Origin of the sequence: Leucobacter albus, assembly GCF_039528015.1 — a bacterium.
Lineage (GTDB): Bacteria > Actinomycetota > Actinomycetes > Actinomycetales > Microbacteriaceae > Leucobacter > Leucobacter albus.
The window spans coordinates 359,734-385,251 of sequence record NZ_BAAAKZ010000003.1; the positions used below are offsets into that span (position 1 = coordinate 359,734).

Sequence of the window (25,518 nt, forward strand, 5' to 3'; positions counted from 1 at the left end):
CGGGCGAAGGCTACTGCGCCGAGGCCGTGCCCGTCGGCTTCGGGTGCGGGAGTGTCCCGTAGATCTTGCCGAGCACGAGCCGCTCGCAGAGCGTCCACGTCGTCGTCGTGGCGAGATAGAGCGCCGCGGCAAGCGGCACGAACGCCGTGATGATCACCGTGATGAACGGCACAAAGCTCATCATCCTGGTCATGCCAGAGAGGTCGGGCATACCCGCAGGCAGATTCGCTGGATTCGCTGGCTTCGCTGTCGGCTCTGGCGCAGGCGGGGTGAGCAGCTTGCGCGAGACCTGTGTCACGGCGCCGACGAGCAGCATGATCGCCACACCGAGCACGGCGTGCGTGAGCGTCACCGTGCCGCCGAACACCTGCGCGGCGAGCCCGGAGTCGAGCCGCACCCCGAGAAACGACTTGCTGAGCAGTTCGTTCGGGTGGTCGTCGACCTCAGGCAAGATGAACAGCCCGTACACGGCCATGAGTACCGGCATTTGGGCGAGCACCGGCAGACACCCGGCGAACGGCGAGGCCTTCTCTGCCTGGTAGAGCTCCATCGTCTTGCGCTGCAGCACCTCGGGCTTCTTGTACTTGCGCTGCAACTCGGCGAGTTTTGGCGCGAGGCGTTGGCGGGCGAGGGTCGCTTTCACCTGCGAGCGGCCAACAGGAATGAGCAGCAGCCGCACGCACAGGGTGAGCAGAATGATCGCGACCGCCGCGCTCTGCGCGCCCGTCAGCGGTTCGATGAGGTCGCTGAGCGTGGTGACCAGCCAGTACGCCCCGCGAATGAGGAGCTTGATCGGGAGGAATTCGTAGATGTTCACCGTGCGCCCCCGTTCTGGTGGCGCGCCGCCATCGCGGGGTGGTGCAGGCTCCGGCGGTGTTGATCGGTGCGCTGAAGCGCCTGCGCGCTCGGGGTTTGGAGATTTGGCAAGGTGAAACTCGTTTCGTTCGCAGTATCGATGAAATCAATCACCTCGAGAAACGACGAACTATTCCGCGTGCCGCGGCGCCAGTCGGTGCACAGAGCTAGCCGTGGCGCAGAGCCGGCGCACTGCGCCGCCAGGCGAGGGCCGCGCGCCGAGGCGTCGTTTAGTCGAGGGACGAAACGACGCGAGACGGCGCCCGGGCGAGTGCCGCACCCGGCGTTCCCGGATCCGCAGCGACGCGGAACGTGCGAAACGACGCGCGGCGCGACCGTGACGTAAGCGAGGGCAGCGGGAAGGCCAACGCGATTCGGCGTGCACACACAATCGCGGTCACCACTGGCGCAAGCGCGAGCAGGCAGGTCGCCCCGAGCAGCGCGAGCTGGGCGGGCGATTGCGGCTGCGCCGCGCCGAACGCGACGAGAAGCGTGATGAGCAAGAACTGGCTCATCAGCCAGAGCGATAACAGCATTCGCTTCACCTCCGTTCGGCTCGGTGCACTCTCAGCTTAGCGGCGCCGACGCAGCGACAGAAACGCCCCGGCTGCGACGAGCAGCAACGCCGCGGCCGCGGCGAGCAGCGGGCCGGCCGCTGGCGAGCCCGAGTCGGCCAGCCCACCCGTGGACGGCGGGTTGACGATTGGCGGAGGCGTCGGCCCTGACTGCTTCCGATACTCGTAGGTCACCGTGGCAGGGTCGGTCTCGAACTGGCCAGATGCCGCGCCAACGACGCGAACGAAGTCGTAGCCGGCAAACTTGAGCCGCTCCGTCACGTACGAAGCGCCAATGTCGCCCGTGTGCACCACAGGGTCGCGAAGTTGTGCGCCGCGCTCGTCAACGTAGTGGGCGGTGACGCTGCCCTGGGTCGCCGACTGGGGCTTCCAGATGGCGTAGAGACGAAGGTTGCCGGCTGGCACGGTGAACGTCCCGGCCGGGTAGGCGAGGCCACTGCCGTCTGGCTCGGTGTTCCACCCCGCGAAGCTCGTGCCGGCGGGCGCCGCATCGGGAGCGGGCTCCGAGGGCAGCTCTGCGCCAACTGCGGCGACGGCCCAGACGACGGCTGCTGCGTCGCGCTGTACGATGCGGCTGCCGTCGAAGGCCGACGGCGTGTATTCCGGCCAGTCGCCACCGTTCGGGTCGAAGCGAATGAATGCCTGCTGGAGTGCCCCGGCGTCGGCTGGCTGGTCGAGCGGGGCCCTGCGCTGATCCTCGGTTACCGACGGTACGGGGAGCGCGGTTGGCGGATCCTGGCCTGCGAGCGCCTCTCCGATGTTGTCGGCGAGACCAGCGAAGTAGCCGTCATCGCGCGGGTGGAAGACGATGGTGCCCGGGGTCTGCGCCAGGCCGGTGCGCGGGTCTCCAGCCACGATCGGGTTGCCGTTCGGGGCGAGTTTCGGGGCATCGGTGCCGAGCACTGCGAGCCGAGTCACGCCGTCGTCGAGCTTTGTGCCGTTGTCGATGCCGACGTTGAGCGTGCGGGTAAGCTCCTCGTTCGCGAATGGGAGGAAATCGTCGCCCTGATCTGCCGGGTTCGCGGCCCGGTCGGGCACAACCAGCTCGCGGTCGCCCGGTTCGAACTCGGGTTCGTCTGGGGAGTGCTCGGTTGCGGAGGTGTCGGGTGTGCCTTCGAGGGTCTCGATCCCGCCGCGCGCAGACACCTGGCGGTACAGGCTAGACACCGCCGGCGTGCCGTTGTTCGCTACGACATCGTTGCCGACGAACAGGTTGCGCGACAGCGTCAGGGGCTGCGCTGTCAGGTGCTTCTGGTCGCCCGTCGCTGAGACCGCGCCGCCGCGCTGATGCCCGAGAGTGGTTCCCTTGTACGCGAGGTTGTTAACGAACGTGGTGAGCTCGAGCGTCAGCGCTGTGCCGAATGCCTCGATGGCGCCGCCGCCGCTCGAATCGTCGATCGTGGGTTGCTTGCCGTAGGAGGAATTGTTGAAGAACGTGCTGTTGATGATTGTCGCTTTCGAACCGTTGCCTGACTGCAGCAGCAGCGCCCCGCCCTCGTCTGACGCGGAATTATTGACGAAGGTCGTGCCGGTGATGAGGGTTGTGCCGGTCTGGAGGTTGGGGGTCGCGACCTCGCTCACGGCGATCGCCCCGCCGTCGTGCATGCTTGGGTTGTACGACGACTCGGGCACGGTGTTGCCGTCGAATACCGAGTCGCGCACCGTCAACGAGCCCTCCATCTGATGAAACGCGATCGCACCGCCCCGCGTGAGCGAACCATTGCCCGAGAACACCGAGCGCTCGATCGTGAGGTTGGTGCCGCGTTGCGGGCGGAGGGCGCCGCCGGAGTATCCCGCTTGCGTGCCCCAATTCTTGTGCATTGTCGTGTCGGTGATCGTGGCGTTCACGCCGTTGGGGAGGTCGATGGCGGCGCCAGCGGCGGCGCGGTTGCCCATGAAGCTCGACCGGCTGACGGTGAGGGTCGTCACCCCCGAGAGCGCGAGGCCCGCCGAGCTGTCGATTCCAGCGAACGTCGAATCACTGACCGAAAGCGTCGGGACGTTGTTAATGCCGAGCCCACCGCCCGGTGTGCCGCCTGCCTGCCCCACAGGGTCAGCGTCGTTCGGCCCCTGGAATGTCACGTCGGTGATGACCATTGGCTCGCTGCCGTTGCCGGTGAAATTGAGGTGCCGGCCGGTGGAGCCGGCCTGCTTCGTGACCGTCGCGCCGTTGCCATCGAGGGTGAGCGCCACGCCTGCTGGAATGGTGATCGTCGGCGGCGTCGCAACCGCTTCGAAGCCTGCCGCGAGGGTGACTGTCGCGGCTCCAGGGCCGAGGGCCTCGACCGCGGCCTTGAGCTCGATCGCAGACCCAACCTCCGGGCCAGCGGCGCTCGCGGGAGCGCTGGCGGCAATGGTGCCGGCGAGCAACGCCGCGGTCACTCCGCTTGCAAACCAGGTGTTCTTGGTCGTGCGCTTCACAGGGGCTCCTCTACATCGATCGATGACGGGCGGCGTCGCTGCGGCCGCGATGACGCTCGGCAAGCACGCAGCCCGGCTTTGCTGGGCCGGGTGACGAAACCCCGCTCGTTCTCACTCTGGGGCCCCAGAGCCTATTAGTCAAGAATGAAATAGCTGTCGGCAAATTATGTTCTTGAATGCGGCGCGTCGCGGTTGACGGCCCTACTGGCCTATTGTTCGCAGCGCGCGCTTGGTGATTCGTGCGGTCTCCGCCGTCGGGCTTTGAGCGTTCCAACGCGCGCACAGCGACCTCGCCCAGTCGGGTGATGTCTTGGAAGCGTCGTTGATCCAGTTCGCCACCGAATCCTGAACATACCGCGCAGAGTCTGCACGCAGCGGTTCGAGCAGGGGTTCGCCGAGCTCGGGTCGCTGCTTGAACTCCGAGATATGCTGCGCCCACACCCCGCGCGGGCGTAGCGCCTCGGAGGCGAATCGGCGAACGTTCGGTGACGCGTGCTGGGTGAGCGGTTCGAGCAGGGCGATCGCGCCGGGGAGATCGTCAACAAGCCGGGGCCGCAGCGCCATCCACACCCACTCGCGCACCGTAAACAGTTCGTCGTCAATGCGGGGCAGTGCCGCGGCGAGGAGTTCAGCATTCGATCGGGATCGGTCGGCAGCAAGTGCGAAGCACCACCACCCCCGCACGGTGTCTGAGCGGTGATCGCCTAGCGCCTCGAGTACCGGGCTCGGCGCATGCGTCGCGAGCGCGTCTCCGATGGCCGCCATTCGCTTGAGGATGCCGAGCTGCTGAGCGGTCGCAGCTGCCTCCCGCAGCGCCGGGCTGGCAGAAGGAACAGCTGCGCGAAGTAGCACGGTGTGGTCGATCGCGAGGGCCTCGGCGAGCGTGCGCGCCTCGGCGCTGCCCGCCTCGAGCGCAGCGAGGCGATCGTCGGCCCCGGTCGCACTGCTTGTGGCCTGAGCCCCCGTCACTGGTTCGCGCCGGGCGTCGCGGTGCGCCGCGCCACGAAGTCGAGCACCATCGAAGCGACGGGCTCGGGGCTTTTAATAACGGCCTCGTGCCCGCGCCCGGGAATCTCCTCGTACTCAGAATCGGGGAGCGCGTCGGCGACCTCGCGAACCCAGTCTCGCGGGCAGACCCTGTCGGTCTCGCCCCGCATGACGAGCGTCGGGGTACGCACCTGCGGGCAGACATCTTCGAGGCGATGATCGAGCATGAGGCGAAGCTTGTTCGCGAACCACAGCGGGCTCGTCTTGACGTATTCGACGACGCCCTCGGCGAGCACCTTGGGTGACTCGCCGTACAGATCTTGCACCATTCGCGCGGCCTGCTTCGTCGCGCTGCGCTCGTGGCGGTTGATGGTTGGGGCGATTAAGACGAGGGAGTCTATGCTCTCCGGGAACTGCCGAGCCACCTCGGCAACAATCTGGGTGCCCATGGAGTGGCCAACGAGCGTCACGTGGCCGGTCGCCTGGCTCCCGATGAACCGCTCGATGAGCTCGGCGTTGTCTTGAATCGTTGCCATTGTGCCAGGCTCGGGCGAGTCGCCGAATCCGGGGAGGTCTGGCACGAGCACACCGCCCTGCAGTGTGAGTACCTCTGCGACCTCGTCGAAAACGATGCGCCCCATGCCGATGCCGTGAATCAACACAAAGGTTCGTGAAGTAGGCCCGGGGAAGCTCGAAAATCGCATCGTGTAGTCGCCGTGTTGGAAGGTGTGGTCACCGTGCGTCATAGCTCTTACACTAACGCGCTTGGCCCGGGTGAACCCGCTAGCTGCGCAAAACCCCGGGCTCCGTGTGGGGGAGATTAGCCCGCACGAAGCCCGGGGCGGTCTGCTAGAACGACGTGATGACGCTGCGAATGACCTCGCCGCGCTTGAGCGCTGCGTAGCCCGCTTCGACCTCGTCGATGGAGATCTCCTGCGAGATCAGGTCGTCGAGGTTCAGGCGGCCCTGCACGTACATGTCGGCGTACATCGGGATGTCGCGCTTGAGGTTTGTCGAGCCCATCTTCACCATGCGAACGCCGCCCTGGCCCATGAGGGTTGTGGCGTCAGTGAGCAGGTCGAGGGTGGTGCCCGGACGTGCGACTCCGATGAAGTAGGCGGTGCCCTCCACGCCACGCATCTCGACTGCCTGCTGCTGGGTCTGCGGGAAGCCGATGATCTCGAAGGAATGGTCGACGCCGCCACCGCTGATGCGCTTCACCTCTGCAACCGGGTCAACCTGCGACGAGTTGATGACGTGGGTCGCACCAAACTTCTTCGCGACGGCGAGCTTCTCATCGCTGATGTCGATTGCGATGATCGTCGTCGCGCCGGCGATCACCGCGCCCGAGATCGCGTTCAGCCCGACGCCGCCCGTGCCGATGACGGCGACCGAGTCGCCGACGCGAACGCCCGCGGTGTTGATCGCCGCTCCAGCCCCCGTCGACACCGCGCAGCCGAGCACGGCGGCCTGGGGGAACGGGATCTCCTTGTTCACCACGGCGAGCTGGTTCTCGTGCACGAGGGTCCGCTCCGCGAAGCCCCCGATGCCGAGTAGCTGCATGAGCGGCTCGCCGTTCTCGTCGGTCATGCGCGCAGGCTCATCGGCGCCGCGCATCGTGGTCGCCGGAAACTGGCAGGAGTAGGTGCGACCCGACAAGCACTCGGCGCAGGCGCCGCAGAACTGAATGAGGCTCGCCACGACGTGGTCGCCGACCGCGATGGTCGTCACGTCGGGGCCCACCGCTGAGACGATGCCCGAGATCTCGTGCCCGAGCACGGCGGGGAACACTGCCGAGGGCGACGCGCCCTGCTCGATGTGGATGTCGGAGGCGCACAGCCCCGACGCCTTCACGTCGATGAGTACTTCCCGGCCGATGGGGTCTGCCAGCTGGATGTCCGCAGTCTTGAAACCGTTGCCGACGCCGGTGGTTACCGAAGCCTTCATGGTCACACCTTTCTTAGTAGTGCGGCGTGCGCGGGTTTGCGCACGTCATGTCTCCCCGCCCCGTGTGTCAGGCGGGGGAGTCTGGCTGCGACACCCAGGCTGGGAGCATCGCGATGAGATGGTCAACGACCAGGTCGCGGTCGGCGTCGATCGACCCCGTGATCCAGGCCGAGAGCAGCCCGACGAGCGTGTTGGCGATGGCGACCGCCGCGAGGTATGGATCGATGCCCGCGGGAATGCGAGAGAGGTCGTGGCGCAGGAGCTGCTCGATGGTGGCCGCAAAGGCGCGGACGATTTCGATGTACGTTGCGGCTGCCTGCCCGCCCTCGAGGAGCGGCGCGAGGGTCGCTCGCCGCTCCCAGAACGCGTCGGCGAGCCGCTCCTGCCCCGCGCGGACCGCCTCGCTCGTGCGGTAGCCGGTGCGCAGTCGCTCATCGAGATACTCTGCGCCGAGGCCAGCGAACATCTCGCGCACGAGAATGAGGGCGACCTCGTTGACCCCGTCGAAATGCGTGTAGAACGAGGCGCGGCTGATTCCCGCCGCGGTGACGACGTCGCGCACGCTCACGTCGCAGTTGCCGTCGCGCAGCAGGCTCGCGTAACCGGTGACGATCGCCGCGCGGGTGCGGGCGGTGCGGGGGTCGGCTGCGCGCACGACTGGCTTCGTTGGTGCGGTGGGGGTCGGTGAGGTCACGGTTGCCAGTGTAGACCAATTTTTTAGACACGTGTCCAAAATATCTTCGTGTTCGCCCGGGGCGGATCGCGGGGCGCGGGGTGTGGATCGCGGGGCGCGGATCGCGGGGCGCGGATCGCGGGGTGTGGATCGCAGGCCCTGCCGGGCTCGCTAACCCACGAGCGAGCGCACCAGGTGCTCGTTGCGGGTGCGGATCAGCCGGCGCAAATACGGCACGAGCACGAGCCGCTCCGCGAGTCGACCGAAGACCGGGGAAGCGACCGTGATGGTGTCGCTCATGATGGTCGCACCGTGCTCCGTCGCGAACTCGTGGACGTGATGAAAGCGCTTGAACGGGCCCTGCACCTGCTCGTCCACGAACCGGTGTGGTCGATCGAGTTCGGTGATCTTTGACGTCATCGTGAACCAGACGCCGAAGTGCCTCGCCCGCCACGTCACCGTCTCGCCGAGGCCGATCATCCCGCTTGTCACCCCGGCGATGGCCCGTTCGCCCGAGTGCGAGAGAGACTCGACGTGGGCATCGATGCTCAGGGACGCGTCAAAGAGCGCATCGGCCGGAGCCGACGTGCGCGTCACGACGGTGAAGGTGCTTGTCATGGAGCTAGTTTGCCACCGTGCAGCGCGCGTGGCTGATTCGCGGTGGATCTGATTCTGCTCAGAGCGGAGGGCGGGCCGCGCCTGGCTGCCCGGGGTTACGATCAGGTATGGCCGAGCACCAAGACACCACGAACGAGGGGCCGCGAGTGAGTCGCGGATCCGCCCCCGCCCCGCAGCCGCTCTGGCGGCACATGCTCGGCGGTGAGCTCAGGCGCCTGCGTCACGAGCGCGGCGAGACGCTCGGAGATACCGCCGAGCGCGCCGGGGTGTCTCCGCAGTACCTTTCAGAGATGGAACGCGGTGTGAAAGACCCGTCGAGCGAGATGATCGCGGCGGTTGCCGGGGCGCTTGGGGTCACGCTTGTTGACCTGACGGTCGCGGTCGCCGACGAACTGAGCGCGATGACGGCAGCGGCCAGCGTCGGCCCGCAGTCTGCGTTCGTGCTCGCCGCATAGCACCGGCTCCGGTCCCGACCCCGGCGCCTCACCGCTCGGTGATGACGTGGTCGAGGAGACCGTAGTCGCGGGCCCCGGTCGCGGTGAACACGCGATCGTGGTCGGTGTCTCGACGGAGCCTCGTAACCGATTGGCCCGAGTGCTTCGCGAGCACCGCCTCGAGGTCGGAGCGCAGGCGCACCGCCTCGTCGGCCTGCAGGATGAGATCGGGGATCGTGCCGCGCCGCCCCTCGTTGCCCGGCTGGTGCAGAATGACGCGCGTGTGGGGGAGCGCCATGCGCTTGCCGACGCTCCCGGCGGCGAGCAGCACAGCGCCAACGCCGACCGCCTGGCCGACGCACGTCGTCGCGACATCGGCGCGCACGTACTGCATCGTGTCGTAGATCGCGAGCATCGCGCTCGGGTCGCCGCCCTCGCAGTTGATGTAGAAGTTCACGTCTGCGTCGGCGCCGGCCGAATCGAGAAACAGCAGCTGCGCGATCACCGCGTTCGCGACGCCGGCGTCGATCGGGGTGCCGAGGTAGATGATCCGCTCGCTGAGCAGGTGCGAGTACACATCCATGATGCGGTCGCCGCGCGGGCTCTGCGAGACGACGTTGGGAATCGAGTAGGTCTGGCTCATCGCGTGCCCTCCGGTGCTGGTGCGGCGGGTGCCGCTGTGGTGTCTGTATGTGCCGGGGCGAACCCCGTGCCGATGCGCGTCGCGGTGCCCGGCGGCGCGATCTCACCGAAGTCGGTGACGACCCGGTCGACGAAGCCGTATGCGACCGCCTCGGTCGCCGTAAACCAGTGGTCGTGGAGCGAATCCTCGAAGACGCGCTCGAGGGGCTGCCCGGTGTCGTGGCTTGTTAGCCCGAGCACGGTGTCGCGGGTGTGGCGCAGGTGCGCGGCCTGGAGCTCGACGTCGACCGTTGATCCACCGATCCCCGCGGACCCCTGGTGCATGAGCACGCGAGCGTGAGGGAGCGCACGGCGCTTGCCTGGCGTGCCCGCGGTGAGCAGGAACTGGCCGGCGCTCGCCGCAACTCCGAGCGCGAGCGTCGCTACATCGTTCGGCACGAGCCTGATGAGATCGCGGATCGCGAGCATCGCGGGCACCGATCCGCCAGGCGAGTGGATCCACAGCGAGATCTCGCTTTCCGCGTCCGCGGCAGCGAGCGCGTGGAGCTGCGTTGCGAGCAGTAGGCCGTTGTCGTCGTTCAGCTCGCCGTCTAACACGAGGGTGCGCCTGTCGAACAGCTCGCGCCGGTAGGGCTCGGTGAAGACCGGGGGTTTGGGTGAATCGCTCATGGGTTCAGCCTGCCGCGGCGCGGCCCGGCCGTGTGGTGATTCTGCCCGGGGCAGCTCCGCTGTGAGCGGCGGCACCGAGCATCATTGATTGACGTGTGTTGCATAGCGTTGTAGGTTTACGGAAGCGCCATGTCGGCGCGCGGGGGATTCATAGCGGCACCGAACACGAGAGGCCCCGCCCCGCATGACGCACCCACCCGCGAATGATCCGCTGCGCGAGCCGCTGCAAGACGGTGCCGCCGATGCGGCCGGTGCGGCCGGTGCGGCCGGTCCCGCCGATGTGGCGGGTGCCGTGAACACCCCCGGTGTCGCAGAGGAGGCGTCGCCGCGTGGGAGTCGCGGATCCTTCGCTGCCGGAATCGCTCTGCTCTGGTCGTACTCCGGCCCCCACCTCCCCAAGATCGCGCTCGCCCTGCTCCTCGGGCTCATCGGCACCGCGACGCTGCTCGCGACCCCGCTCGTCACGAAATGGGTGCTCGACTCCCTCGAATCGGGGCTCGATCTTGCGCGACCCGTGACGCTGCTCGTCGGCTTCCTCGTTGTCGGTACCGCGGCTAGCCTGATGCAGGTCGTGCTCCTCGGGCGGCTCGCCGAGCGCATCGTCTTTACCGCGCGCGAAACCCTCATCCGCCGATTCTTCCGCGCCAAGCTGGAGCAGGTACAGCGATTTCGTACCGGCGAACTCGTCACCCGCGTCACCAGCGACACCGTGTTGCTGCGCGAGGCGGCGACCTCGAGCCTCGTCGGGCTCGTGAACGGGCTCGTCTCGCTCATCGGCACGATCGCGCTCATGGCGTTTCTCGACTGGCCCTTGCTCGCGACAACGCTCATCGCGCTCGCCGTCGTCGGCGCGCTGTTCGCCGTGTTCGTGCCGCAGATCGGGCGGGCGAACCGAAGCACTCAGGCAGCAATCGGCGAGCTCGGCGGCACCCTCGAAACAGGCATCCGGGCGCTGCGCACAGTCAAAGCCAGCCGCGCAGAAACCCGAGAGATCGGTCGGGTCGTCGGTCGCGCGCGCGAGGCAGAACGGCACTCGGTGCGAGCCGTCTGGTACGGGGCCCTGAGCTGGTCCATCGCTGGCGGCGGCATGTAGCTCGCTATCATCGCCATCCTCGGGCTGGGCGCGGGGCGCGTAGCCGTCGGCACCCTCACCGTTTCCACCCTCGTCGCGTTCCTGCTGTACGCATTCAACATCGTCACCCCCATCTCAGAGCTCGCCTCAGCGATCGCGACGCTGCAGTCGGGGCTCGCCGCCGCCGCACGGATTCGCGAGACCGAGCACCTCGAACTCGAGGACACGCTCGCCCGCCCCGACGTGGCGTCGCCTCTGCGCGTGCCGCCGGGAGCGCCGGTGCTTGCGCTCCGCGACGTCACCGCGAGCTATGGTGGTTCCGAGGTGCTCGCTTTGGACGGACTCACCCTCGAGATCCCGAGCCTCGGCCACGTCGCCCTCGTCGGCCCCTCGGGCGCCGGGAAGACGACCGTGCTCTCCCTGTTGCTCCGGTTTATCGAACCCACAGCAGGTCGGCTCGAGCTCGACGGTGCGCCGTTTGCGGAGCTGTCGATCTACGACGTTCGCTCCCGAATCGCGTACGTCGAGCAAGACGCTCCGGTCGTGCCCGGCACCATACGCGAAAACGTGCTGTTTCGGGTCGATGCCGGGGCGAGCGCTGCCGCGGGTGGCATCGCGAATGGCGCTGCCGCGGGTGGCGCTGCACTGAGTAGTGATGCCGAGAGTGGGATGCGGCAACCCGGCGCGCCGAGTTTCGATGACGAGGCCTGGGAGGCGCTCGCCGCGGTGCTGCTCGACGACAAGGTTCGCTCGCTTGAAGGCGGGCTCGACGCCGAGATCACCGAGACCAATATGTCTGGCGGTGAGCGGCAGCGACTCGCGGTGGCGCGTGCGCTCGTGCGCCGGCCCGACGTGCTGCTCCTCGACGAGGCGACCGCCCAGCTCGACGGAGTCACGGAGGCGGCGATCCAGCGCGCGATCGCGGGGGCCGCCAGCGTTGGCGCCGTCGTGACGATCGCGCACCGGCTCTCTACCGTGCTCGACGCCGATCAGATCTTCGTGCTCGAAGCCGGGCGACTTCGCGCGAGCGGCACGCACGACGAACTCCTGGGGCGCGACGAGCTCTACCGCGAGTTCGTCGCCGCGCTGCGCATCGGGGCGGCGAGCTCCGCTGGGTAGCGGCGAGATCCCATCGTTGCGGCTTCCGCAATCGACCGGCGCCAACGGCTCGTCTAGGGTTGAGCTATGGGTGACTACGTGCCGCACGGCCTCTTCTGGATCACGCTCGCGCTCGTGAACGCTGGGCTTGCGGAGCAGAAGAACCGATCTCGGTGGGCGTGGTTCCTGCTGAGCCTGTTCTTTGGGCCGTTCGCAACGTTCTATATTGTCGCGACCGCGGCGCCGGCCACTGTGCCCCTCGCGTCTACGCCGCCATCCGGGCCGTCGGCACAGCCCTAGCGCTCGGTTCCGCCCTAGCGCTCGACTCAGCCCTAGCGCTGGTCCCTGCCAGGGCCGTCGACTCGGCCAGGCCCGTCGACGATGCCGAAGAACTGGGTGCCGACGCCGTAGACGAACTCCCGATCCGCGCCGGCAGGCGCCGCGGGGAGTTGGTGTGTGTCGTGTTCGTCGCAGGCAACGAACGTGAACTCAGGCCACCACTTCTTCGGTCGGGCCTTCTCCTCGCGCCCGCACACGACGCAGGTCAGCGTCGCCCACACGGGCTTCTTGCCGGTGCGGTTCGCGCGTGACTGCAGCAGCCAGGCTGGCGGGTCTGCCTCAATCTTGTCGAGCTCGGTGTTGCTGATCTGCGATGGGATCCCGTGGCGCTTCGCCATTTCGAGGGGAATGTCGAGGCGAATGGAGGCTTCAAAGCGGGTGGGCATTGTCCCAGCGTACGCGGTTTGGAGCTCGGTAGGTGCGCCGTTGACCGCTCTCATGTGGCGGCGGGCTCAATTAGCAACGAGGCGTACAGCAGCGACGCAGGTGAGGCGCCTAGGGCCGCACGGTGACCGTCGCCTCGGCCGGCCCACCGCAGCGCTCGTCACCGCCCACTCGCTCCCACTCCGGGGTGACCTCTGTGTCGGAGCGCACTTCGCCCCCGGGCCCGAGTACGAGCACCGTGACTCGCTTGGGCTGCGTCATTCCAGCGTCGAATGGCCAAACGTTTGCCTCGCGCTGATCGAACAGATCAAGCTCAAAACGTTGGGGCCCGGGGGCCTCGGCTCGGCTGCCGTCGGCTATCTGCGCGCAGTCTCCCGCAACACACACTTGCACCATGGCCAGGGCAGCGGTTTCACCGGTGAGTTTCACTTTCAGTACATTTGACCAGCCGACGGTTGTGCACGCGTCAGCGGCGCAACCCGCGAGTCCCTGCACTGTTGCAAGAGCAACGAAGGCCGCGACGAGCGTGCCTAACCGCGCCTTCATTGCCGATCCGTTCGTCGAGCTTTGTCTGGCCGAGTGTAGGAGTCGGTGCTGTGTCTGCGCTGTGATCGCTGCTGCGAATTCTTCCAAAAGATGCAAAATAAGGTGCAGCCAGAAACGAGCACGGGGCAAGAGAAGCGCTACTTCCCTTGCCCCGTATAGTGTGCGCCTCAGTTCCTGCAAGACAAAAGAATTGACCTCTGTTCTTGAAAAGGTCGCACCTCTGTTAGAAAAGCCTATCGAACCTCTTGAACCGCCAGAGGCTGCAACTCAAAAACGTGGCTACAGGCTCACGACGGGGCGTGAGGTGGCGCAAATCCTTGATCTGTACGCCCAAGGGCTGCCCGCAAACAAAGTTGCTGAGAGGCTCGGAAAGCCGCACAAGACGGTTCTGGACGTCCTGAACCGCAATGGGGTCAAGATTCGTAAAGCACCGCCAATTACGCCGTCTCAGGCGGCTGAAATTGCGCGTCTCTACGGCACGGGGCTATCAATCGCGAAGGTGGCAGACAACATTGGGGTGAGCAAGAGTGCCGTTGAAAAGTCTCTGAAACGGTCTGGTGTGATGCGGCGCAGTAGAAGTGAGGCTGCGCTACTGAACGCATCCGAAGACTGATCGGCTGCTTGCCAAACCCGTACAGTTGCCGCCTGGTTGACTGAAATTACAACGATGTCATACTCATAGGTATGATCACCCGCATCAAGGCGACCAATTATCGATGCTTCAAGTCTTTGGACTTTGTTCCTCATGAGGGGATGAACATCATTGTCGGTGGAAATGAAGCGGGCAAGTCGACTCTCCTGGAGGTCATCTCTCTGCTTGTTGGGGGACGCGTACGAGGCCGTTGGGCAGCTGATGATCTCAACCCCTACTGGTTTAACCATGATGTCGTCAGGCAATACTTCGCTGCTCACAAGGCAGGTCAGAACCCGGCTCTTCCCGAAATTGATCTTGAAATCTACTTCTCGGACGACGCTCCGGGTGTCGCGACGCTTTTGGGGGCGCACAACTCCCTAAGGCTCAAGTGCCCCGGAATTCGTATGCGTGTCCGCCCAGATTCTGACCATCATGCTGAGCTGGAGGCGTATCTTGCCGAAGACGAGCTACCGGAGTTGCTGCCGACTGACTTATATCAGGTGAGTTGGCACGCGTTTTCTGGTGATCCGATCACGAGACAACCTCGTGGTCTTGGGGTTGCGCTAGTAAATAGCAACACATCGTCAACGCATTCAGGGGTGGACTACAAGCTCCGCCAGCTACTGCGAGACTTCGTTAAACCTCAGGAGAGCGCGAAGATTGCACTAGAACATCGCACCTCAAAAGCAAAGATTTCCAACGGAATCCTTCGAACTGTGAACGAGCGCATAGCCAAGGACGAAGGCTCTTTTGGTGTGAGTTTGCAGATGGATCAAAGTGCCAATTCCAACTGGGACACGGTCGTGGCGCCTCATGTTGAGGAAACGCCATTTGCCATGCTTGGCCAGGGGCGGCAGGTTGCCACAAAGATCGCTCTCGCAATGAGTCGCAGCGCCGAGCATACCCAGTTGGTGCTGCTTGAAGAACCTGAAAACCACCTCTCTCACACTGAGCTGCAGAGCGTCATTGAGAAAATTCAAACACTCTCAAACGGGCGGCAGTGCTTTGTCACTACTCACAGCTCGTTTGTCCTTAACCGTCTGGGATTCAAGTCGCTGCATTTGATGCACGAATCGAGAATCATTCCCTTTGATGCCAGTGCTATATCTGCTGACACGATGGCGTACTTCAAGAAGCAGTCGGGATATGACACCTTGCGGCTAGTGCTGGCAAACAGGGTAGTGGTCGTAGAGGGGCCCTCGGACGAGATGATCTTCAATTTGGCCTTTGAAAAGGTCAAGGGACGTTCTCCCCGTGCTGCAGGCGTTGACGTAATTACCTTGGGAACCCGAGGGAAACGAGCGCTTGAGCTAGGAAAAGCACTTGGACGAAAGATGGCAGTCCTCCGGGATAACGATGATCAGGAACCTGACCATTGGAGGGCACCAGTGAGCGACTATCTAGAGGACGGAGTGCGTGAAATGTTCATCGGCGCAACGTCGCTCGGTCGTACGCTTGAGCCTCAAATGATTGAAGCGGGAAACGACACGGCGCTCCGCATACTTTTCGGGCTTGACGCAAAAGATGACTTGCTCAAATACATGCTTTCCCAGAAAACGGAGTGGGCTTGGAGGGTCGCTGATTCTGAGCCAGGCCTCGTATGGCCGACATATATCCAAGAGGCGATTGAGTTCATCGATGCCAGCTGAGGTACGTTTGGCCGTTGCGGGCAGTGGGAAGACGTCAGAAATCGTCAGGAAGATCTCTGAGCAGCAACAAGGTACCACCTCTCTCGCGCTTACCTTTACGCAGTTCGCTCAGTCGGAAATTGAGGCTCGTTTACCGAGCACACTCGCCTCCGAGCACGAGACTATGGGATGGTATGCCTTTCTCGTGCGGCACATTGTGCGACCCTTCTTTCCGCTGCTCTATCCGGACAAGGATCTTATTCCCCGAGGCCTCTGCTTCATCGATAGCCTTGGCCAGATTCCTAAAGGTCGTGGCGGCTGGAAGTATTACCTCAACGATCAGCACCAGCCATACAATCTCAGGCTTGCGCTTCTGGCAAAACAGGTCATTAAGAAGACCAATGGCGCGCCAATTGAACGGCTCCAGCGTATTTACGACAACATCTACATCGATGAGTTTCAAGACTTGGTTGGCAACGATCTAGAGGTAGTTGCCGCGCTCATGGACTCGGAAATCAACCTCTTCATGACGGGTGATGTTCGCCAGTCAGTTCTTGAGACTTCACGTTCCGACCGGCTTAATGAGGATTATCGTGGAGTGAAGCAGGTTGATTGGTTTCGGGCGAAACGCGATGCGGGTCTCTGCACGCTTGTGCCAAGTGACACAACGACACGCTTCAACCAAGCCATCGCCGACTTCTCTGACTTGATTCATGACCCGACGCTAGAGCTTCCGCCGACTTCTTCTACTCAGATGGAGGTCACTGGTCATGACGGTGTTTTCCTGGTAGATGAGTCGCAGCTCGCGGAGTACCTTGAGTCCTTACCTCGGCGAGCGACAATTCTCTGGTCGCAAAAGTCACAGCGGCAACTCCCGCAGGGTGAACTTCTCACCTTTGGTACAGCCAAAGGCATCACTCGAGAACGAGTCGCCATACTGACTACTGGCCCAATAGTGAGTCTTCTGAAGTCGCGTAAGCTCCTGAAACATAGTTCGGCGAGTGGTTTCTACGTGGCGGTGACCAGAGCGCGGTATAGCGTGGCGCTCGTGACAAAAGGGGCGGCAAAGCTGCATGCTCAGCTTCACGCAGATTTTAAGGGCAAGATCAACCTGTGGAGTAGTTAGAGCTAGAACTCCGGCGTCAGTTAAGTTCATCAATACGGCTGACAGGCGGTAGATCAGAGCCGGAGTGAGGACTACTCCGTGATAGTGCCAAGCATAAAGTTGACTTTCTTGAACGCAGAATCCATAGTACGAAGACCATGGAACATAGCCGTCAGCTCTTGATGATGCATGCAATTCACGAAGATGCACTGTTCATCGGCGATTATCTCAGTTCACTGCAGCGCCCCGAAGCCCAGGGATTTATGCCGTTCCTGAGCTTCTGCATGGGGAGCTACATGGCGCTCTTCGTGTACGAGGGTCAGCGACAAATCAAGAAGATAGACCCAGATCTGGGCGTTGAAATATCCGATGCGGCTCAACAAGTCCTTACTCGTTCACGGCATAGCCTCAAGCTTTTTGATGACTCAAAACTCGGACTGGAGGGACTGCAGTCGCTATTTTGGGACGAGATTGTCCCCTCGCACGAAGACTACTTTGTTGGTTTGCTCCGGTTCTCTTGGCTCAAGCCTCTCGCTAAGGACGTTGGGGTCTACCGCTACAACGGGAGGGTCATTTCAACGACCCATGCGGCTTCGTTTTCGCTTGGACTGGAAGCCTCTGCCATTGTCGAGGCAAATCTCGGCGAACGCATCCTAAGCATTTCAACGGAATACGGGCGTTACTTTGGTGCGCTGGGTGCAGCACTGGACATGTCGGCCGTCTCATTCCCCGACTATTTAGATGGGGCGCTCTTCTCGCAACGGGAAGAAGACTACCAAGCTAAAAAGTACTACCGGACGATCTTCAATGGCACTGAAACGCCGGAACTCAATGCGACGCTACTACTCCTTCTTGGACATCTGAACTTCATCAACGAGATTGTCTCGACGGAACCCGATTCCGCACGGCTGCGCTACAGCACCTTCAAGATTCGTTTTCTCGGTATCTATCAAATCGTGAGAAGCTTGGTCATTCTTCGGGATCAACAACACGAAAGGCTCACTGCAGAGTCTCTCCAGGCGATCGATTTGATTGCTCAGCACCCGGGTGCACGGGCGCTCATGGCAGACGATATGCGGCCACTACGCAACACTCTTATGCACTACAGCGTTGACTCGCGCCTTGACCCAACGCAGCTCAACACCGACAATCTTCTTGGCACCTTGCTCGCCGCAGCGCTCGGGGAAGAGCGAGTGGAAGATTTCTTCGGAGATTTTGATGCACTTATTTCGGAAACCGCCGCTCTTATGAATAGCTGGCTGCAGGGACGTTGGACGTAAGCGACATATACCTATCCTCCGTAGGGCTTGATCTCCTCGTTCAGACTGCCTCCGAAGTGGATCCGGTCAGTGGGCACCGCGTCGCCAATGCCAAAGATCTGCCATCCTTTCTCCGGGTGAAGGGTGAGCGTGACGAATTTCAGCTTCTGAAGCTCAATGTGCTTTCCGTCACCTACGACGTACCGCCCCTCAAGAGAGCGGTCGCCCGAAAGCTTTACTCTCGCAATTCGTGGGGCTTGATAGTCCACCATTGATGTCGGTTGGAAGCCTTCAAGATCAGCCTGAACAGCGGCAAGGTCAACGTCATTCCAACCGGGAGCTTGTTCGGCAAGCAGGACTTTTAGGTTGTCATTATCTGTCTCGGGATCTCGCAGGCCTGCAAGAAATGTCAGGACTGTTGTGAGCGGATTAAAGAAACTGTCTTGGTCTCCGATCTGGCGCTCATCAGGCTCATTCCTGGGCTTCGACCACTTTTGCTTCTTCCCGCTGACGTTGCGCAGAGAACCGTCAACATCCCTGAGCCAGGTTTTTCCGCTGGGATCTTGGAAAGTGAGGGATGCCTTTGGCAGCCACGCGCCTGAATGCGCGAGCAAAGGAACGGAAATGTCATACACATGCTCCCGACGCGGCGGAATCACGCTTATTGGGGACGGCGCGGCAAGTGGCCCAAGCGGCGTGTGTTCTCTCCCGACATGTACGGAGGCCATAGCATTAAAAGCCGGTTCGTTTGATTCGTTGGCAATGTGAAGCTGAACCTTGCGTTCGTACGCGCTTCCGTCTGGCTTAGCAACGTGATCGTCGGTGATCCACGCTGAGATGAGCCTCGCTGCAGATTTGCGCTCCTGAGCCCATGCACGAAACGCAAGTACCAACGAGGTGACCGTCGCACCAATGGTACCAATGGCCGTGAGTATTGCCCAGATATCCCAAGTTGTCTGCCACTCGAGTCTTTGAAGCACTGGCAAAAGCTTCCATATGAACAGCTCAATGAAGGCAACGACAAGCAGGATCCAAAATAGCCACTTAAGAAACTTCACACGAACACTACTCCCTCGTTCTTCCCTGCTCATACTGCCCCTGATTATGACAGGGGTCTGATGCACGTGTAGGTGACATCAACATGGCTAGTTTCGGCTGGCCTGGAAGGATGAACCTATGCCTCCTCGTTATCCCAAAGAGCTCCGTGACGACGTCGTGAGGATCGCGTTGGATCGCGGCCCGGAAGTGACACTGGCGCAGATCGCGAAAGACTTCGGCATCCACGTTGGAACCCTCGATAAATGGCTCCGAGAGGAACGCGTCGAACAGGGCCAGAAACCCGGTGTCACGCGGTCCGAGAATGCTGAGCTGCGTGAGCTACGCAAACGCAACAAGCTCCTCGAACAAGAAGTGGAAGTACTCCGTCGTGCGGCCGCGTATCTTTCCCAGGCGCACCTGCCGGGAAAAGGCTCTACCCGCTCGTGAAAGAGCTCACCAATGACGGGATCCCCGTCCAGGTGTCGTGCCGGGTACTCAAGCTCGCCCGCCAGCCCTACTATCGATGGCTCCGCAGCCCAGTCACTGAACGAGACCTTACGCAGGCGTATCGAGCGAACGCGCTCCACGACGCCCACCTGGAAGACCCCGAGTTCGGGTACAGGTTCCTCGCAGACGAGGCGAAAGCTCTCGGGGAACCGATGTGCGACCGGACTGCGTGGCGGCTCTGCCGCGACCAGGGCTGGTGGTCAGCGTTTGGGAAGAAGAAAGCCCGCGGGAAGGGCAGAAAGCCTGGCCCGCCCGTGCATAACGATCTCGTGCAGCGCGAGTTCGTGGCCGCTGCCCCGAACGAATTGTGGCTTTCGGACATCACCGAGCATTGGACGAGTGAAGGCAAGCTCTACCTGTGCGCGGTGAAAGACGTGTGGTCGAACCGGATTGTGGGTTACTCCATCGACTCGCAGATGACCTCCTTGCTGGCGGTGACGGCGTTGAACAACGCCGTGCTACGCCGTGGTGACGTCGCGGGCTGCGTCCTGCACACCGATCGTGGGTCCCAGTTTCGAAGCCGGAAACTACAGCGTGCACTCACCGGTCATGGCATGGCCGGCTCGATGGGTCGCGTGGGCGCTGCGGGCGATAACGCGGCGATGGAGTCGTTCTTCAGCCTGCTCCAGAAGAACGTCCTGAACCGCAAGACCTGGGCCACCCGAGACGCGCTCAGGTTGGCAATTGTGACGTGGATCGAGCGTACTTACCATCGACGTCGCAGACAGGCTCGGCTGGGGCGATTGACGCCGATCGAATACGAGAGCATCATGACCAAACAGGTCGCACTCGCTGCCTGATCAAACTGTCACCTCAACGTGCATCAGACCCTAGCTACCAGTACTCCAAGAAAGTGTTAGAGCGCCCGCAGAGTCATGCCGAGCTGCGGGACACGATTCGGCAGATCGCGCACGCGAGCATGCACACGTATGGCTCCCCAAGGATTTGGCTCGCGCTGCGGAAAGCCGGCATCCGGGTGTCGGAGAAAGTCGTGCGCCGGCTCATGAAAGAGGAACGCATTCCCGTGTTCTACGCCAAACGGAAACGCCAGTACTCCAGCTACGAGGGCGAGCTGACACCAGCGCCCGTTGACCTGGTGAAGCGAAAGTTTCGGGCTGATGCCCCGAACCAGATCTGGCTGACCGATGTGACTGAGTTCGCGGCGCCGGACGCGAAGGTGTATCTGAGTCCGATGATTGATTGTTTCGACGGAAAAGTCGTGGCCTGGCGGACACTTCGCAGCCCGAACCAGAACCTCACCCAGAGCATGCTTGACGATGCGATCAGCACGTTGCCTGCCGCATATCGGGCAGAGCTTCGCGCAGCGAATAGCACCGCCCAGTTAGCGGTTCATACCGACAGGGGCGGCCACTACCGCGGTGGTGAATGGATCGAGTTGATGAAGTCGGCGGGACTCACCAGATCGATGGGGAGAAAATGCAACAGCGGCGATAACGCAGCTTGTGAAGGATTCTTCGGACGAATGAAGACCGAGATGTTCTACGGGCGCGAGTGGGAAAACGCGGCCCAGATCGAGGACGCGATCCAGAGCTACATGCATTTCTATAACAACGACCGAATCAAGACCGTACTCGGCGGAATCACGATCGCGGAGTATCGTGAAACACTGGAAGCAAAACCGACCAAAAAACAGTCCTAAGCCCCTTTTGTCCTATAGGCCCGAATCGCTGCCAATGAATTCGCACTCAAAAGCAAAGACCCTGCCGTTTCCGACAGGGTCTTTGCTGATGTAATTCACTCTCCCAATGCTCTTTCTAGTGCTTTTAGTTCTAGTAAGAGCATGATGGTGCGCGAGGGGGGACTTGAACCCCCACGTCCGAAGACACTGGAACCTAAATCCAGCGCGTCTGCCAATTCCGCCACTCGCGCTCGTGCCGCGAACGGCACCGATCTAGACTATCGGTTTCTGAGGAGCGTGGTGCGCATGCCGTGGCGTGGGCGCGCTCGCTCCTTGACGCTGCTAAATGTCGGTGGTTCATGAGTTACTAGACACATGACTTCAAGTGGAAAATTTACAAACACCCAACTGGCGGTGATCGATGCCTCCGTCAGCCAGATAGAGCGTTGCGAAGCACAGAAGCGCCGGCTCGATGCAGAGCAGCTCGCGGCGCTCGCGGCCGCGATGGGCAGCGCGCTCGACGCTGCCGGCGGCAACGGCGCCGAGCGTGAGCTGGCGTTTCGATCGCTGCGCTTCGAAGTTGCTACGGCGTTGCACGAGAGCGAGTACATTGCAGAGCGCATGATGAACACGGCGTTTCTCGCCCAGAACAGCTACCCCGCCACGCTGGGCGCGCTGCGTGGCGGCGAGATTTCCATGAGCCACCTTCGGGTGATTACCGATGAGGGTGCGCCGATCGAAACGGGAGACCCCGCAACCGACGAGCAGCGCCGGGCGCGGTACGAGAGCGCGGCGCTCGCGTTCGCGCGCGAGGAGACCCCGAACCGGCTGCGCCCCATCGCGCGACGTCTCGCTGCGGCCCACTCAGACGTGGCGCTCGCTGAACGCCACGAAACCGCGCTCCAACGTCGCTGCGTGCGTGTCGTGCCGCTCGAAGACGGCATGGCAGATTTGATTGCGCACCTGCCCGCCGAAGACGCCTACGCAATCAAAGACCGCATCCAACGGTTGGCGAAGCGGGCACTGCACGAGTCGGTGGCGCCAGCGGGCGGGGGAGAAGCCGCCGTGCGAGCAGGCGCAGCGCCGGTTGCGTTTCGCGGCGAGGCGCATGGCGTGGGCGTAGACGCTGGCGGTGGCGCTGGCTCCGTCGCTGACGATGGATCCGAGACTGTCGCAGGGCCGGGCGCCGGCACGGGTACCAGCGCAAGCACGGAACCCAGCGCCGGCACGGGTAGGCAGGCAGGGGCCGGCCAAAGCCGCACCGCGGCCGTCGCTGGAGCCGATGTGCTTCGTGATCTGCTGCTGGGCGAGACCGGCGAGGCCGGCGACGCGGGCGCGGCGGGCGTCGCGAGCGAGGCGGCACTCGGGCGGCAGGCGGTTCAGGCCCACATTCAGGTGGTCATCCCCGCAGATGGGCCCGCGGAGTTGATCGGCTACGGCCCGCTCGATGATGTCACGGCCGCCCGCATCGCGGGGGAGAGCGAGGCTTGGGAGCGAATTAGAGTCGATGAAGCAGGCGACGTGCTTTCGGTCGATCGCTACCGGCCGTCGGCAGAGCATGCTCGGCGCTTGAAAGCCCGAGACCTGCACTGCCGAGCGCCCGGCTGTCGGGTGCCGGCGACCCGCTGCGACATCGACCACACAATCGACGCGGCACGCGGCGGGGCAACCTCTACGGCGAATCTCGCCCACCTCTGCCGGGGGCACCACACGCTCAAACACCACACCGACTGGACAGTGCGCCAGGAGGCAAACGGTGTGATGACCTGGACGAGCCCGACGGGTCGCGTGCACCACGACCGCCCACCGAGCCGGGTGAGGTTTCGTCGCCCGGAGGCGGCCGATGCTTAAAACCAGCTCGCTCTTGGAGAGCGCCTGGCAGCGAGCGCCTGGCAGCGAGCGCCTGGCAGCGAGCGCCTGGCAGCGAGAATCTCGGGTCGGGTGGCGTCAACGATCGGCGCGCCGGCGGGCAGCTCTGGGCTTAGGGGCGAGTGGTGTCGATGATCTCCGCGCCGGCGGGCAGCGCTGAGCCGGCCGGCATGCGCACGGTCACGTAGCCGTCGCTCGGTTGTGCGGGTGCCGCGGTAGTGGCCGCATGTTCCGGTGAAGCCAAGGGCCCGAGCGCCCCGTTCGCCCCGAAGCCGACGCTTCCGGCACTGCCGGCGCTTCCGGCGCTTCCGGCGCTTCCGGCGCTTGCGGCATTGCCAGCACTGCCAGCACTGCCAGCACCGCCGACGCTGCCAGCGCTGTCGCCCGACAGTCGCGCCTCGATGGCCCCTGCGGTGACCTCGTCGCGCTGCACGGCCGGGTGGTGCTGCGCCATCTTGTCAATCCAGGCCAGCGCGAGCGCCGAAACGATGAAGGCGAGGTGAATGACGACCTCCCAGAACACGCCGTCGTACGAGTAAATCACCTTGCCCTTGGCGTCGACGACGAGGCCGTCTTGCATGCGACCCACCTCAATGAAGGTCTTGAGCAGGTGAATCGAGGAGATCGAGATGATCGAGACGGCGAGCTTGACCTTCAACAGGTTCGTGTTGACGTGCGACAGCCACTCGGGCTCGTCGTGGTGCCCCTCGACGCGAATCTTCGAGACGAAGGTTTCGTATCCGCCGATGATGACCATGATGAGGAGGTTCGCGATCATGACGATGTCGATGAGCGCGAGCACCGACAGCATGACATCGGTCTCGGTGATGTTGCCTGAGATGATGACGTTCTCGAACAGGTGCCACAGCTCGACGAAGAACAGCACGACGTAGACGCCCTGCGCGATGATCAGCCCGAGGTAGAGCGGGGCCTGCAGCCAGCGGCTCGCGAAGATAAATGCCGCGAGTGTGCGTGAGGCTGCGCCCGGCCCGCGATCGGTGCTGCGCTGAATTGACGGCGTCGAGCGTTCGTTCACGTGTGTTCTCCCGGGGTGCTGCAGGCTGGAAATGAGAGTCATATGTTATCCCAGTGCGGCAGCCGAATGCTGAAGAAGAAATTTGGGGGAGCAGTGTGGCCGAAACATCGCGGTAACCTCTCGGGGCTATACTGGCTCTCTGCGAAGGGGAGTATTCCACCTCGCTCGTATCGTCAATACGCCGCGCGAAGACCGCGCGGCCGGTGCGAGCGCGGGGCGGCCTGCACAGGCCAGCTCCGGGAAGAGACTTTCGGCGTTTCGCGCACCCTGCGCCCACCCGAAGGAGAATGTCTCTACCGTGACCCTCGCTCTACCGCTCTGGTTCGAAATCGGATCCATGGTGCTACTCACCGCGATCCTCATCGTTGACCTGCTGCTCATCATCAAGCGCCCCCATGTTCCGTCAATGCGCGAAGCTAGCCTGTGGGTCGGCTTCTACGTGCTCCTCGCGCTCGTCTTCGCCGGTGCGATCTACCTGCTCGGCGACGCTCAGCACGCCACAGAGTTCGTCGCCGGCTGGCTCACCGAGTACAGTCTGTCGATCGATAACCTCTTCGTGTTCGTGCTGATCCTCGGCGCGTTCAAGGTGCCAAGCGCATACCAGCAGCGCGCCCTCATGATCGGCATCGTGCTCGCGCTCGTCTTCCGTGGCATCTTCATCCTCGTCGGCGCCGCGATCATCGAGCGCTTCATCGCTGTCTTCTTCATCTTCGGTGCGTGGCTCATCTGGACCGCGTGGCAGCAGGTGAAGCCGGGCGGGCACGAGGACCAGGGCGACAGCTGGATCATTCGCCAGGTCAAGAAGGTGCTGCCGTTCAGCGACGAGTACGACGGCGGCAAGCTGCGCACGACCGTCGACGGCAAGCGCATGTTCACGCCGTTCCTGCTCGTGCTCATCGCGCTCGGTGCGACCGATCTGCTCTTCGCGCTCGATTCGATCCCCGCGATCTTCGGCATCACGCAGAGCCCGTTCATCGTCTTCACGGCGAACGTCTTCGCGCTCATGGGCCTGCGCCAGCTCTACTTCCTGCTCGGCGGTCTGCTCGAGAAGCTCCCGTACCTCAAGTACGGCATCGCCGCGATCCTCGCGTTCATCGGCGTGAAGCTCATCCTGCACGCCCTCCACGAAAACGAGCTGCCGTTCATCAACGGCGGCGAGCCCGTTGCTGTCCCCGACATCACAACCGGCATGTCGCTGATCTTCATTCTCGCTGCGATGGTGGTCTCCACTGTCGCGAGCGTATGGAAGGCGAAGCAGGTTGCGAAGGCCACGGGTGAGACGCTGCACTTCGGCGCTGCGGAGCCGCACGCGCACGACAGCGCAGCGGATCAGGGGCCCGCGAAGGATCGTGATTCAGACGCCGGGAATTGATCGCATGGGCTGAGTGTTAGACTCTTCATCATGCGTCAGCGGCACCAGCTTCTTCGTGGCCGCGACGGGATCTAGCCTACGGCCGCCCGTCGCGGGGTTCTTGCACGGCCGATCCACTCGCGTTCGCAACGTACGTTTGCGCTTCGCGAAGCGAAAGAATGAAGAGAAGCA

The 25,518-nt window shown here is 63.2% G+C and carries 26 protein-coding genes and 1 tRNA gene; 12 read left to right on the plus strand and 15 right to left on the minus strand.

What is annotated here, in order from left to right; all coding sequences use genetic code 11:
- Window positions 1-10 precede the first annotated feature (10 nt).
- From ABD115_RS05295 to ABD115_RS05330, 8 genes are all read right to left on the minus strand, one after another.
- On the minus strand, window positions 11-817 hold the full coding sequence (locus ABD115_RS05295; protein ID WP_343958941.1) for a YidC/Oxa1 family membrane protein insertase: 807 nt from the start codon (window positions 815-817) through the stop codon (window positions 11-13).
- A gap of 268 nt (window positions 818-1,085) precedes the next feature.
- A complete protein-coding gene (locus ABD115_RS05300) occupies window positions 1,086-1,391 on the minus strand; it encodes a hypothetical protein (protein ID WP_343958943.1) in 306 nt (101 codons plus the stop codon).
- Between the two features lie 36 nt (window positions 1,392-1,427).
- Window positions 1,428-3,851, minus strand: a complete 2,424-nt coding sequence (locus ABD115_RS05305; protein WP_343958945.1) for a MucBP domain-containing protein — start codon at window positions 3,849-3,851, stop codon at window positions 1,428-1,430.
- Between the two features lie 201 nt (window positions 3,852-4,052).
- Window positions 4,053-4,820, minus strand: a complete 768-nt coding sequence (locus ABD115_RS05310) for a HEAT repeat domain-containing protein (protein ID WP_343958947.1) — start codon at window positions 4,818-4,820, stop codon at window positions 4,053-4,055.
- Window positions 4,817-5,584, minus strand: a complete 768-nt coding sequence (locus ABD115_RS05315; protein WP_343958949.1) for an alpha/beta fold hydrolase — start codon at window positions 5,582-5,584, stop codon at window positions 4,817-4,819. The genes ABD115_RS05310 and ABD115_RS05315 overlap by 4 nt, the downstream gene beginning before the upstream one ends.
- Before the next feature lie 103 nt (window positions 5,585-5,687).
- Entirely contained in the window at window positions 5,688-6,785 is a 1,098-nt protein-coding gene (locus tag ABD115_RS05320; protein WP_343958951.1) for an alcohol dehydrogenase catalytic domain-containing protein, read from the minus strand.
- 67 nt (window positions 6,786-6,852) lie between these two features.
- Window positions 6,853-7,479, minus strand: coding sequence for a TetR/AcrR family transcriptional regulator (locus ABD115_RS05325; protein ID WP_343958953.1), 627 nt, complete (start codon window positions 7,477-7,479; stop codon window positions 6,853-6,855).
- A 150-nt stretch (window positions 7,480-7,629) separates the two neighbouring features.
- Complete coding sequence (locus tag ABD115_RS05330) at window positions 7,630-8,076, minus strand: SRPBCC family protein (protein ID WP_343958955.1); 447 nt, start codon at window positions 8,074-8,076, stop codon at window positions 7,630-7,632.
- A 107-nt stretch (window positions 8,077-8,183) separates the two neighbouring features.
- Here ABD115_RS05330 and ABD115_RS05335 point away from each other — a divergent pair, with 107 nt between their 5' ends.
- Window positions 8,184-8,531 carry a helix-turn-helix domain-containing protein gene (locus ABD115_RS05335; RefSeq protein WP_382389263.1) on the plus strand — a complete coding sequence of 116 codons (348 nt, stop codon included), beginning with the start codon at window positions 8,184-8,186 and terminating at the stop codon, window positions 8,529-8,531.
- A 28-nt stretch (window positions 8,532-8,559) separates the two neighbouring features.
- On the opposite strand, the gene ABD115_RS05340 is transcribed toward ABD115_RS05335, so the two are convergent.
- Window positions 8,560-9,153 carry a ClpP family protease gene (locus tag ABD115_RS05340; RefSeq protein ID WP_343958957.1) on the minus strand — a complete coding sequence of 198 codons (594 nt, stop codon included), beginning with the start codon at window positions 9,151-9,153 and terminating at the stop codon, window positions 8,560-8,562.
- Window positions 9,150-9,821 (minus strand): ClpP family protease, encoded by a 672-nt coding sequence (locus ABD115_RS05345; protein ID WP_343958959.1) that lies wholly within the window; start codon window positions 9,819-9,821, stop codon window positions 9,150-9,152. Before ABD115_RS05345 ends, ABD115_RS05340 begins: the two co-directional genes overlap by 4 nt.
- Before the next feature lie 184 nt (window positions 9,822-10,005).
- Here ABD115_RS05345 and ABD115_RS05350 point away from each other — a divergent pair, with 184 nt between their 5' ends.
- From ABD115_RS05350 to ABD115_RS05360, 3 genes are all read left to right on the plus strand, one after another.
- Window positions 10,006-10,914, plus strand: coding sequence for an ABC transporter ATP-binding protein (locus tag ABD115_RS05350; protein WP_343958961.1), 909 nt, complete (start codon window positions 10,006-10,008; stop codon window positions 10,912-10,914).
- A gap of 222 nt (window positions 10,915-11,136) precedes the next feature.
- A complete protein-coding gene (locus ABD115_RS05355) occupies window positions 11,137-12,012 on the plus strand; it encodes an ATP-binding cassette domain-containing protein (RefSeq protein ID WP_343958964.1) in 876 nt (291 codons plus the stop codon).
- 66 nt (window positions 12,013-12,078) lie between these two features.
- On the plus strand, window positions 12,079-12,291 hold the full coding sequence (locus ABD115_RS05360; RefSeq protein ID WP_343958967.1) for a hypothetical protein: 213 nt from the start codon (window positions 12,079-12,081) through the stop codon (window positions 12,289-12,291).
- Between the two features lie 32 nt (window positions 12,292-12,323).
- On the opposite strand, the gene ABD115_RS05365 is transcribed toward ABD115_RS05360, so the two are convergent.
- Both ABD115_RS05365 and ABD115_RS05370 read right to left on the minus strand, forming a co-directional pair.
- Window positions 12,324-12,716 carry a hypothetical protein gene (locus ABD115_RS05365; protein ID WP_343958969.1) on the minus strand — a complete coding sequence of 131 codons (393 nt, stop codon included), beginning with the start codon at window positions 12,714-12,716 and terminating at the stop codon, window positions 12,324-12,326.
- A 109-nt stretch (window positions 12,717-12,825) separates the two neighbouring features.
- Entirely contained in the window at window positions 12,826-13,260 is a 435-nt protein-coding gene (locus ABD115_RS05370; RefSeq protein WP_343958972.1) for a hypothetical protein, read from the minus strand.
- Window positions 13,261-13,450: 190 nt separating this feature from the next.
- On the opposite strand from ABD115_RS05370, the gene ABD115_RS05375 reads away from it, so the two are divergent.
- From ABD115_RS05375 to ABD115_RS05390, 4 genes are all read left to right on the plus strand, one after another.
- Window positions 13,451-13,873, plus strand: a complete 423-nt coding sequence (locus ABD115_RS05375) for a COG3415 family protein (RefSeq protein ID WP_343958975.1) — start codon at window positions 13,451-13,453, stop codon at window positions 13,871-13,873.
- 71 nt (window positions 13,874-13,944) lie between these two features.
- Entirely contained in the window at window positions 13,945-15,543 is a 1,599-nt protein-coding gene (locus ABD115_RS05380) for an ATP-dependent nuclease (RefSeq protein ID WP_343958977.1), read from the plus strand.
- On the plus strand, window positions 15,533-16,648 hold the full coding sequence (locus ABD115_RS05385) for a UvrD-helicase domain-containing protein (RefSeq protein WP_343958979.1): 1,116 nt from the start codon (window positions 15,533-15,535) through the stop codon (window positions 16,646-16,648). The genes ABD115_RS05380 and ABD115_RS05385 overlap by 11 nt, the downstream gene beginning before the upstream one ends.
- Window positions 16,649-16,785: 137 nt before the next feature.
- Window positions 16,786-17,907: a hypothetical protein gene (locus ABD115_RS05390; protein WP_343958982.1), complete on the plus strand. Its 1,122-nt coding sequence runs from the start codon at window positions 16,786-16,788 to the stop codon at window positions 17,905-17,907.
- Between the two features lie 11 nt (window positions 17,908-17,918).
- Here ABD115_RS05390 and ABD115_RS05395 read toward each other — a convergent pair whose 3' ends face one another.
- On the minus strand, window positions 17,919-18,944 hold the full coding sequence (locus ABD115_RS05395; RefSeq protein ID WP_343958984.1) for a hypothetical protein: 1,026 nt from the start codon (window positions 18,942-18,944) through the stop codon (window positions 17,919-17,921).
- A gap of 118 nt (window positions 18,945-19,062) precedes the next feature.
- On the opposite strand from ABD115_RS05395, the gene ABD115_RS05400 reads away from it, so the two are divergent.
- Both ABD115_RS05400 and ABD115_RS05405 read left to right on the plus strand, forming a co-directional pair.
- A protein-coding gene (locus ABD115_RS05400; protein WP_343958987.1) for an IS3 family transposase occupies window positions 19,063-20,231 on the plus strand; the annotation gives its coding sequence in 2 pieces (ribosomal slippage) (window positions 19,063-19,347 and window positions 19,350-20,231; 1,167 coding nt in all).
- Window positions 20,123-21,091 (plus strand): IS3 family transposase, encoded by a 969-nt coding sequence (locus tag ABD115_RS05405; RefSeq protein WP_343958989.1) that lies wholly within the window; start codon window positions 20,123-20,125, stop codon window positions 21,089-21,091. Before ABD115_RS05400 ends, ABD115_RS05405 begins: the two co-directional genes overlap by 109 nt.
- A gap of 145 nt (window positions 21,092-21,236) precedes the next feature.
- Here ABD115_RS05405 and ABD115_RS05410 read toward each other — a convergent pair.
- A tRNA-Leu gene (locus tag ABD115_RS05410) sits at window positions 21,237-21,321 on the minus strand.
- Window positions 21,322-21,445: 124 nt separating this feature from the next.
- Between ABD115_RS05410 and ABD115_RS05415 the strand changes: the two genes are divergently transcribed.
- The gene (locus ABD115_RS05415) at window positions 21,446-22,921 is read left to right on the plus strand and encodes an HNH endonuclease signature motif containing protein (protein ID WP_343958992.1); all 1,476 of its coding nucleotides are present in this window, start codon (window positions 21,446-21,448) and stop codon (window positions 22,919-22,921) included.
- Between the two features lie 130 nt (window positions 22,922-23,051).
- Here ABD115_RS05415 and ABD115_RS05420 read toward each other — a convergent pair whose 3' ends face one another.
- On the minus strand, window positions 23,052-24,017 hold the full coding sequence (locus ABD115_RS05420) for a TIGR00645 family protein (protein WP_343958995.1): 966 nt from the start codon (window positions 24,015-24,017) through the stop codon (window positions 23,052-23,054).
- 256 nt (window positions 24,018-24,273) lie between these two features.
- Between ABD115_RS05420 and ABD115_RS05425 the strand changes: the two genes are divergently transcribed.
- Entirely contained in the window at window positions 24,274-25,347 is a 1,074-nt protein-coding gene (locus tag ABD115_RS05425; RefSeq protein WP_343958997.1) for a TerC family protein, read from the plus strand.
- The last annotated feature ends 171 nt before the right edge of the window (window positions 25,348-25,518 follow it).

Bases quoted from the DNA above. Each gene is read 5' to 3' on its own strand.
- ABD115_RS05415 (WP_343958992.1), top strand. From the start codon at position 21,446: ATGACTTCAAGTGGAAAATTTACAAACACCCAACTGGCGGTGATCGAT.
- ABD115_RS05390 (WP_343958982.1), top strand. From the start codon at position 16,786: ATGGAACATAGCCGTCAGCTCTTGATGATGCATGCAATTCACGAAGAT.
- ABD115_RS05335 (WP_382389263.1), top strand. From the start codon at position 8,184: ATGGCCGAGCACCAAGACACCACGAACGAGGGGCCGCGAGTGAGTCGC.
- ABD115_RS05365 (WP_343958969.1), bottom strand. From the start codon at position 12,716: ATGCCCACCCGCTTTGAAGCCTCCATTCGCCTCGACATTCCCCTCGAA.
- ABD115_RS05340 (WP_343958957.1), bottom strand. From the start codon at position 9,153: ATGAGCCAGACCTACTCGATTCCCAACGTCGTCTCGCAGAGCCCGCGC.
- ABD115_RS05320 (WP_343958951.1), bottom strand. From the start codon at position 6,785: ATGAAGGCTTCGGTAACCACCGGCGTCGGCAACGGTTTCAAGACTGCG.
- ABD115_RS05300 (WP_343958943.1), bottom strand. From the start codon at position 1,391: ATGCTGTTATCGCTCTGGCTGATGAGCCAGTTCTTGCTCATCACGCTT.
- ABD115_RS05360 (WP_343958967.1), top strand. From the start codon at position 12,079: ATGGGTGACTACGTGCCGCACGGCCTCTTCTGGATCACGCTCGCGCTC.
- ABD115_RS05315 (WP_343958949.1), bottom strand. From the start codon at position 5,584: ATGACGCACGGTGACCACACCTTCCAACACGGCGACTACACGATGCGA.
- ABD115_RS05330 (WP_343958955.1), bottom strand. From the start codon at position 8,076: ATGACAAGCACCTTCACCGTCGTGACGCGCACGTCGGCTCCGGCCGAT.
- ABD115_RS05380 (WP_343958977.1), top strand. From the start codon at position 13,945: ATGATCACCCGCATCAAGGCGACCAATTATCGATGCTTCAAGTCTTTG.
- ABD115_RS05385 (WP_343958979.1), top strand. From the start codon at position 15,533: ATGCCAGCTGAGGTACGTTTGGCCGTTGCGGGCAGTGGGAAGACGTCA.
- ABD115_RS05370 (WP_343958972.1), bottom strand. From the start codon at position 13,260: ATGAAGGCGCGGTTAGGCACGCTCGTCGCGGCCTTCGTTGCTCTTGCA.
- ABD115_RS05345 (WP_343958959.1), bottom strand. From the start codon at position 9,821: ATGAGCGATTCACCCAAACCCCCGGTCTTCACCGAGCCCTACCGGCGC.
- ABD115_RS05420 (WP_343958995.1), bottom strand. From the start codon at position 24,017: ATGACTCTCATTTCCAGCCTGCAGCACCCCGGGAGAACACACGTGAAC.
- ABD115_RS05350 (WP_343958961.1), top strand. From the start codon at position 10,006: ATGACGCACCCACCCGCGAATGATCCGCTGCGCGAGCCGCTGCAAGAC.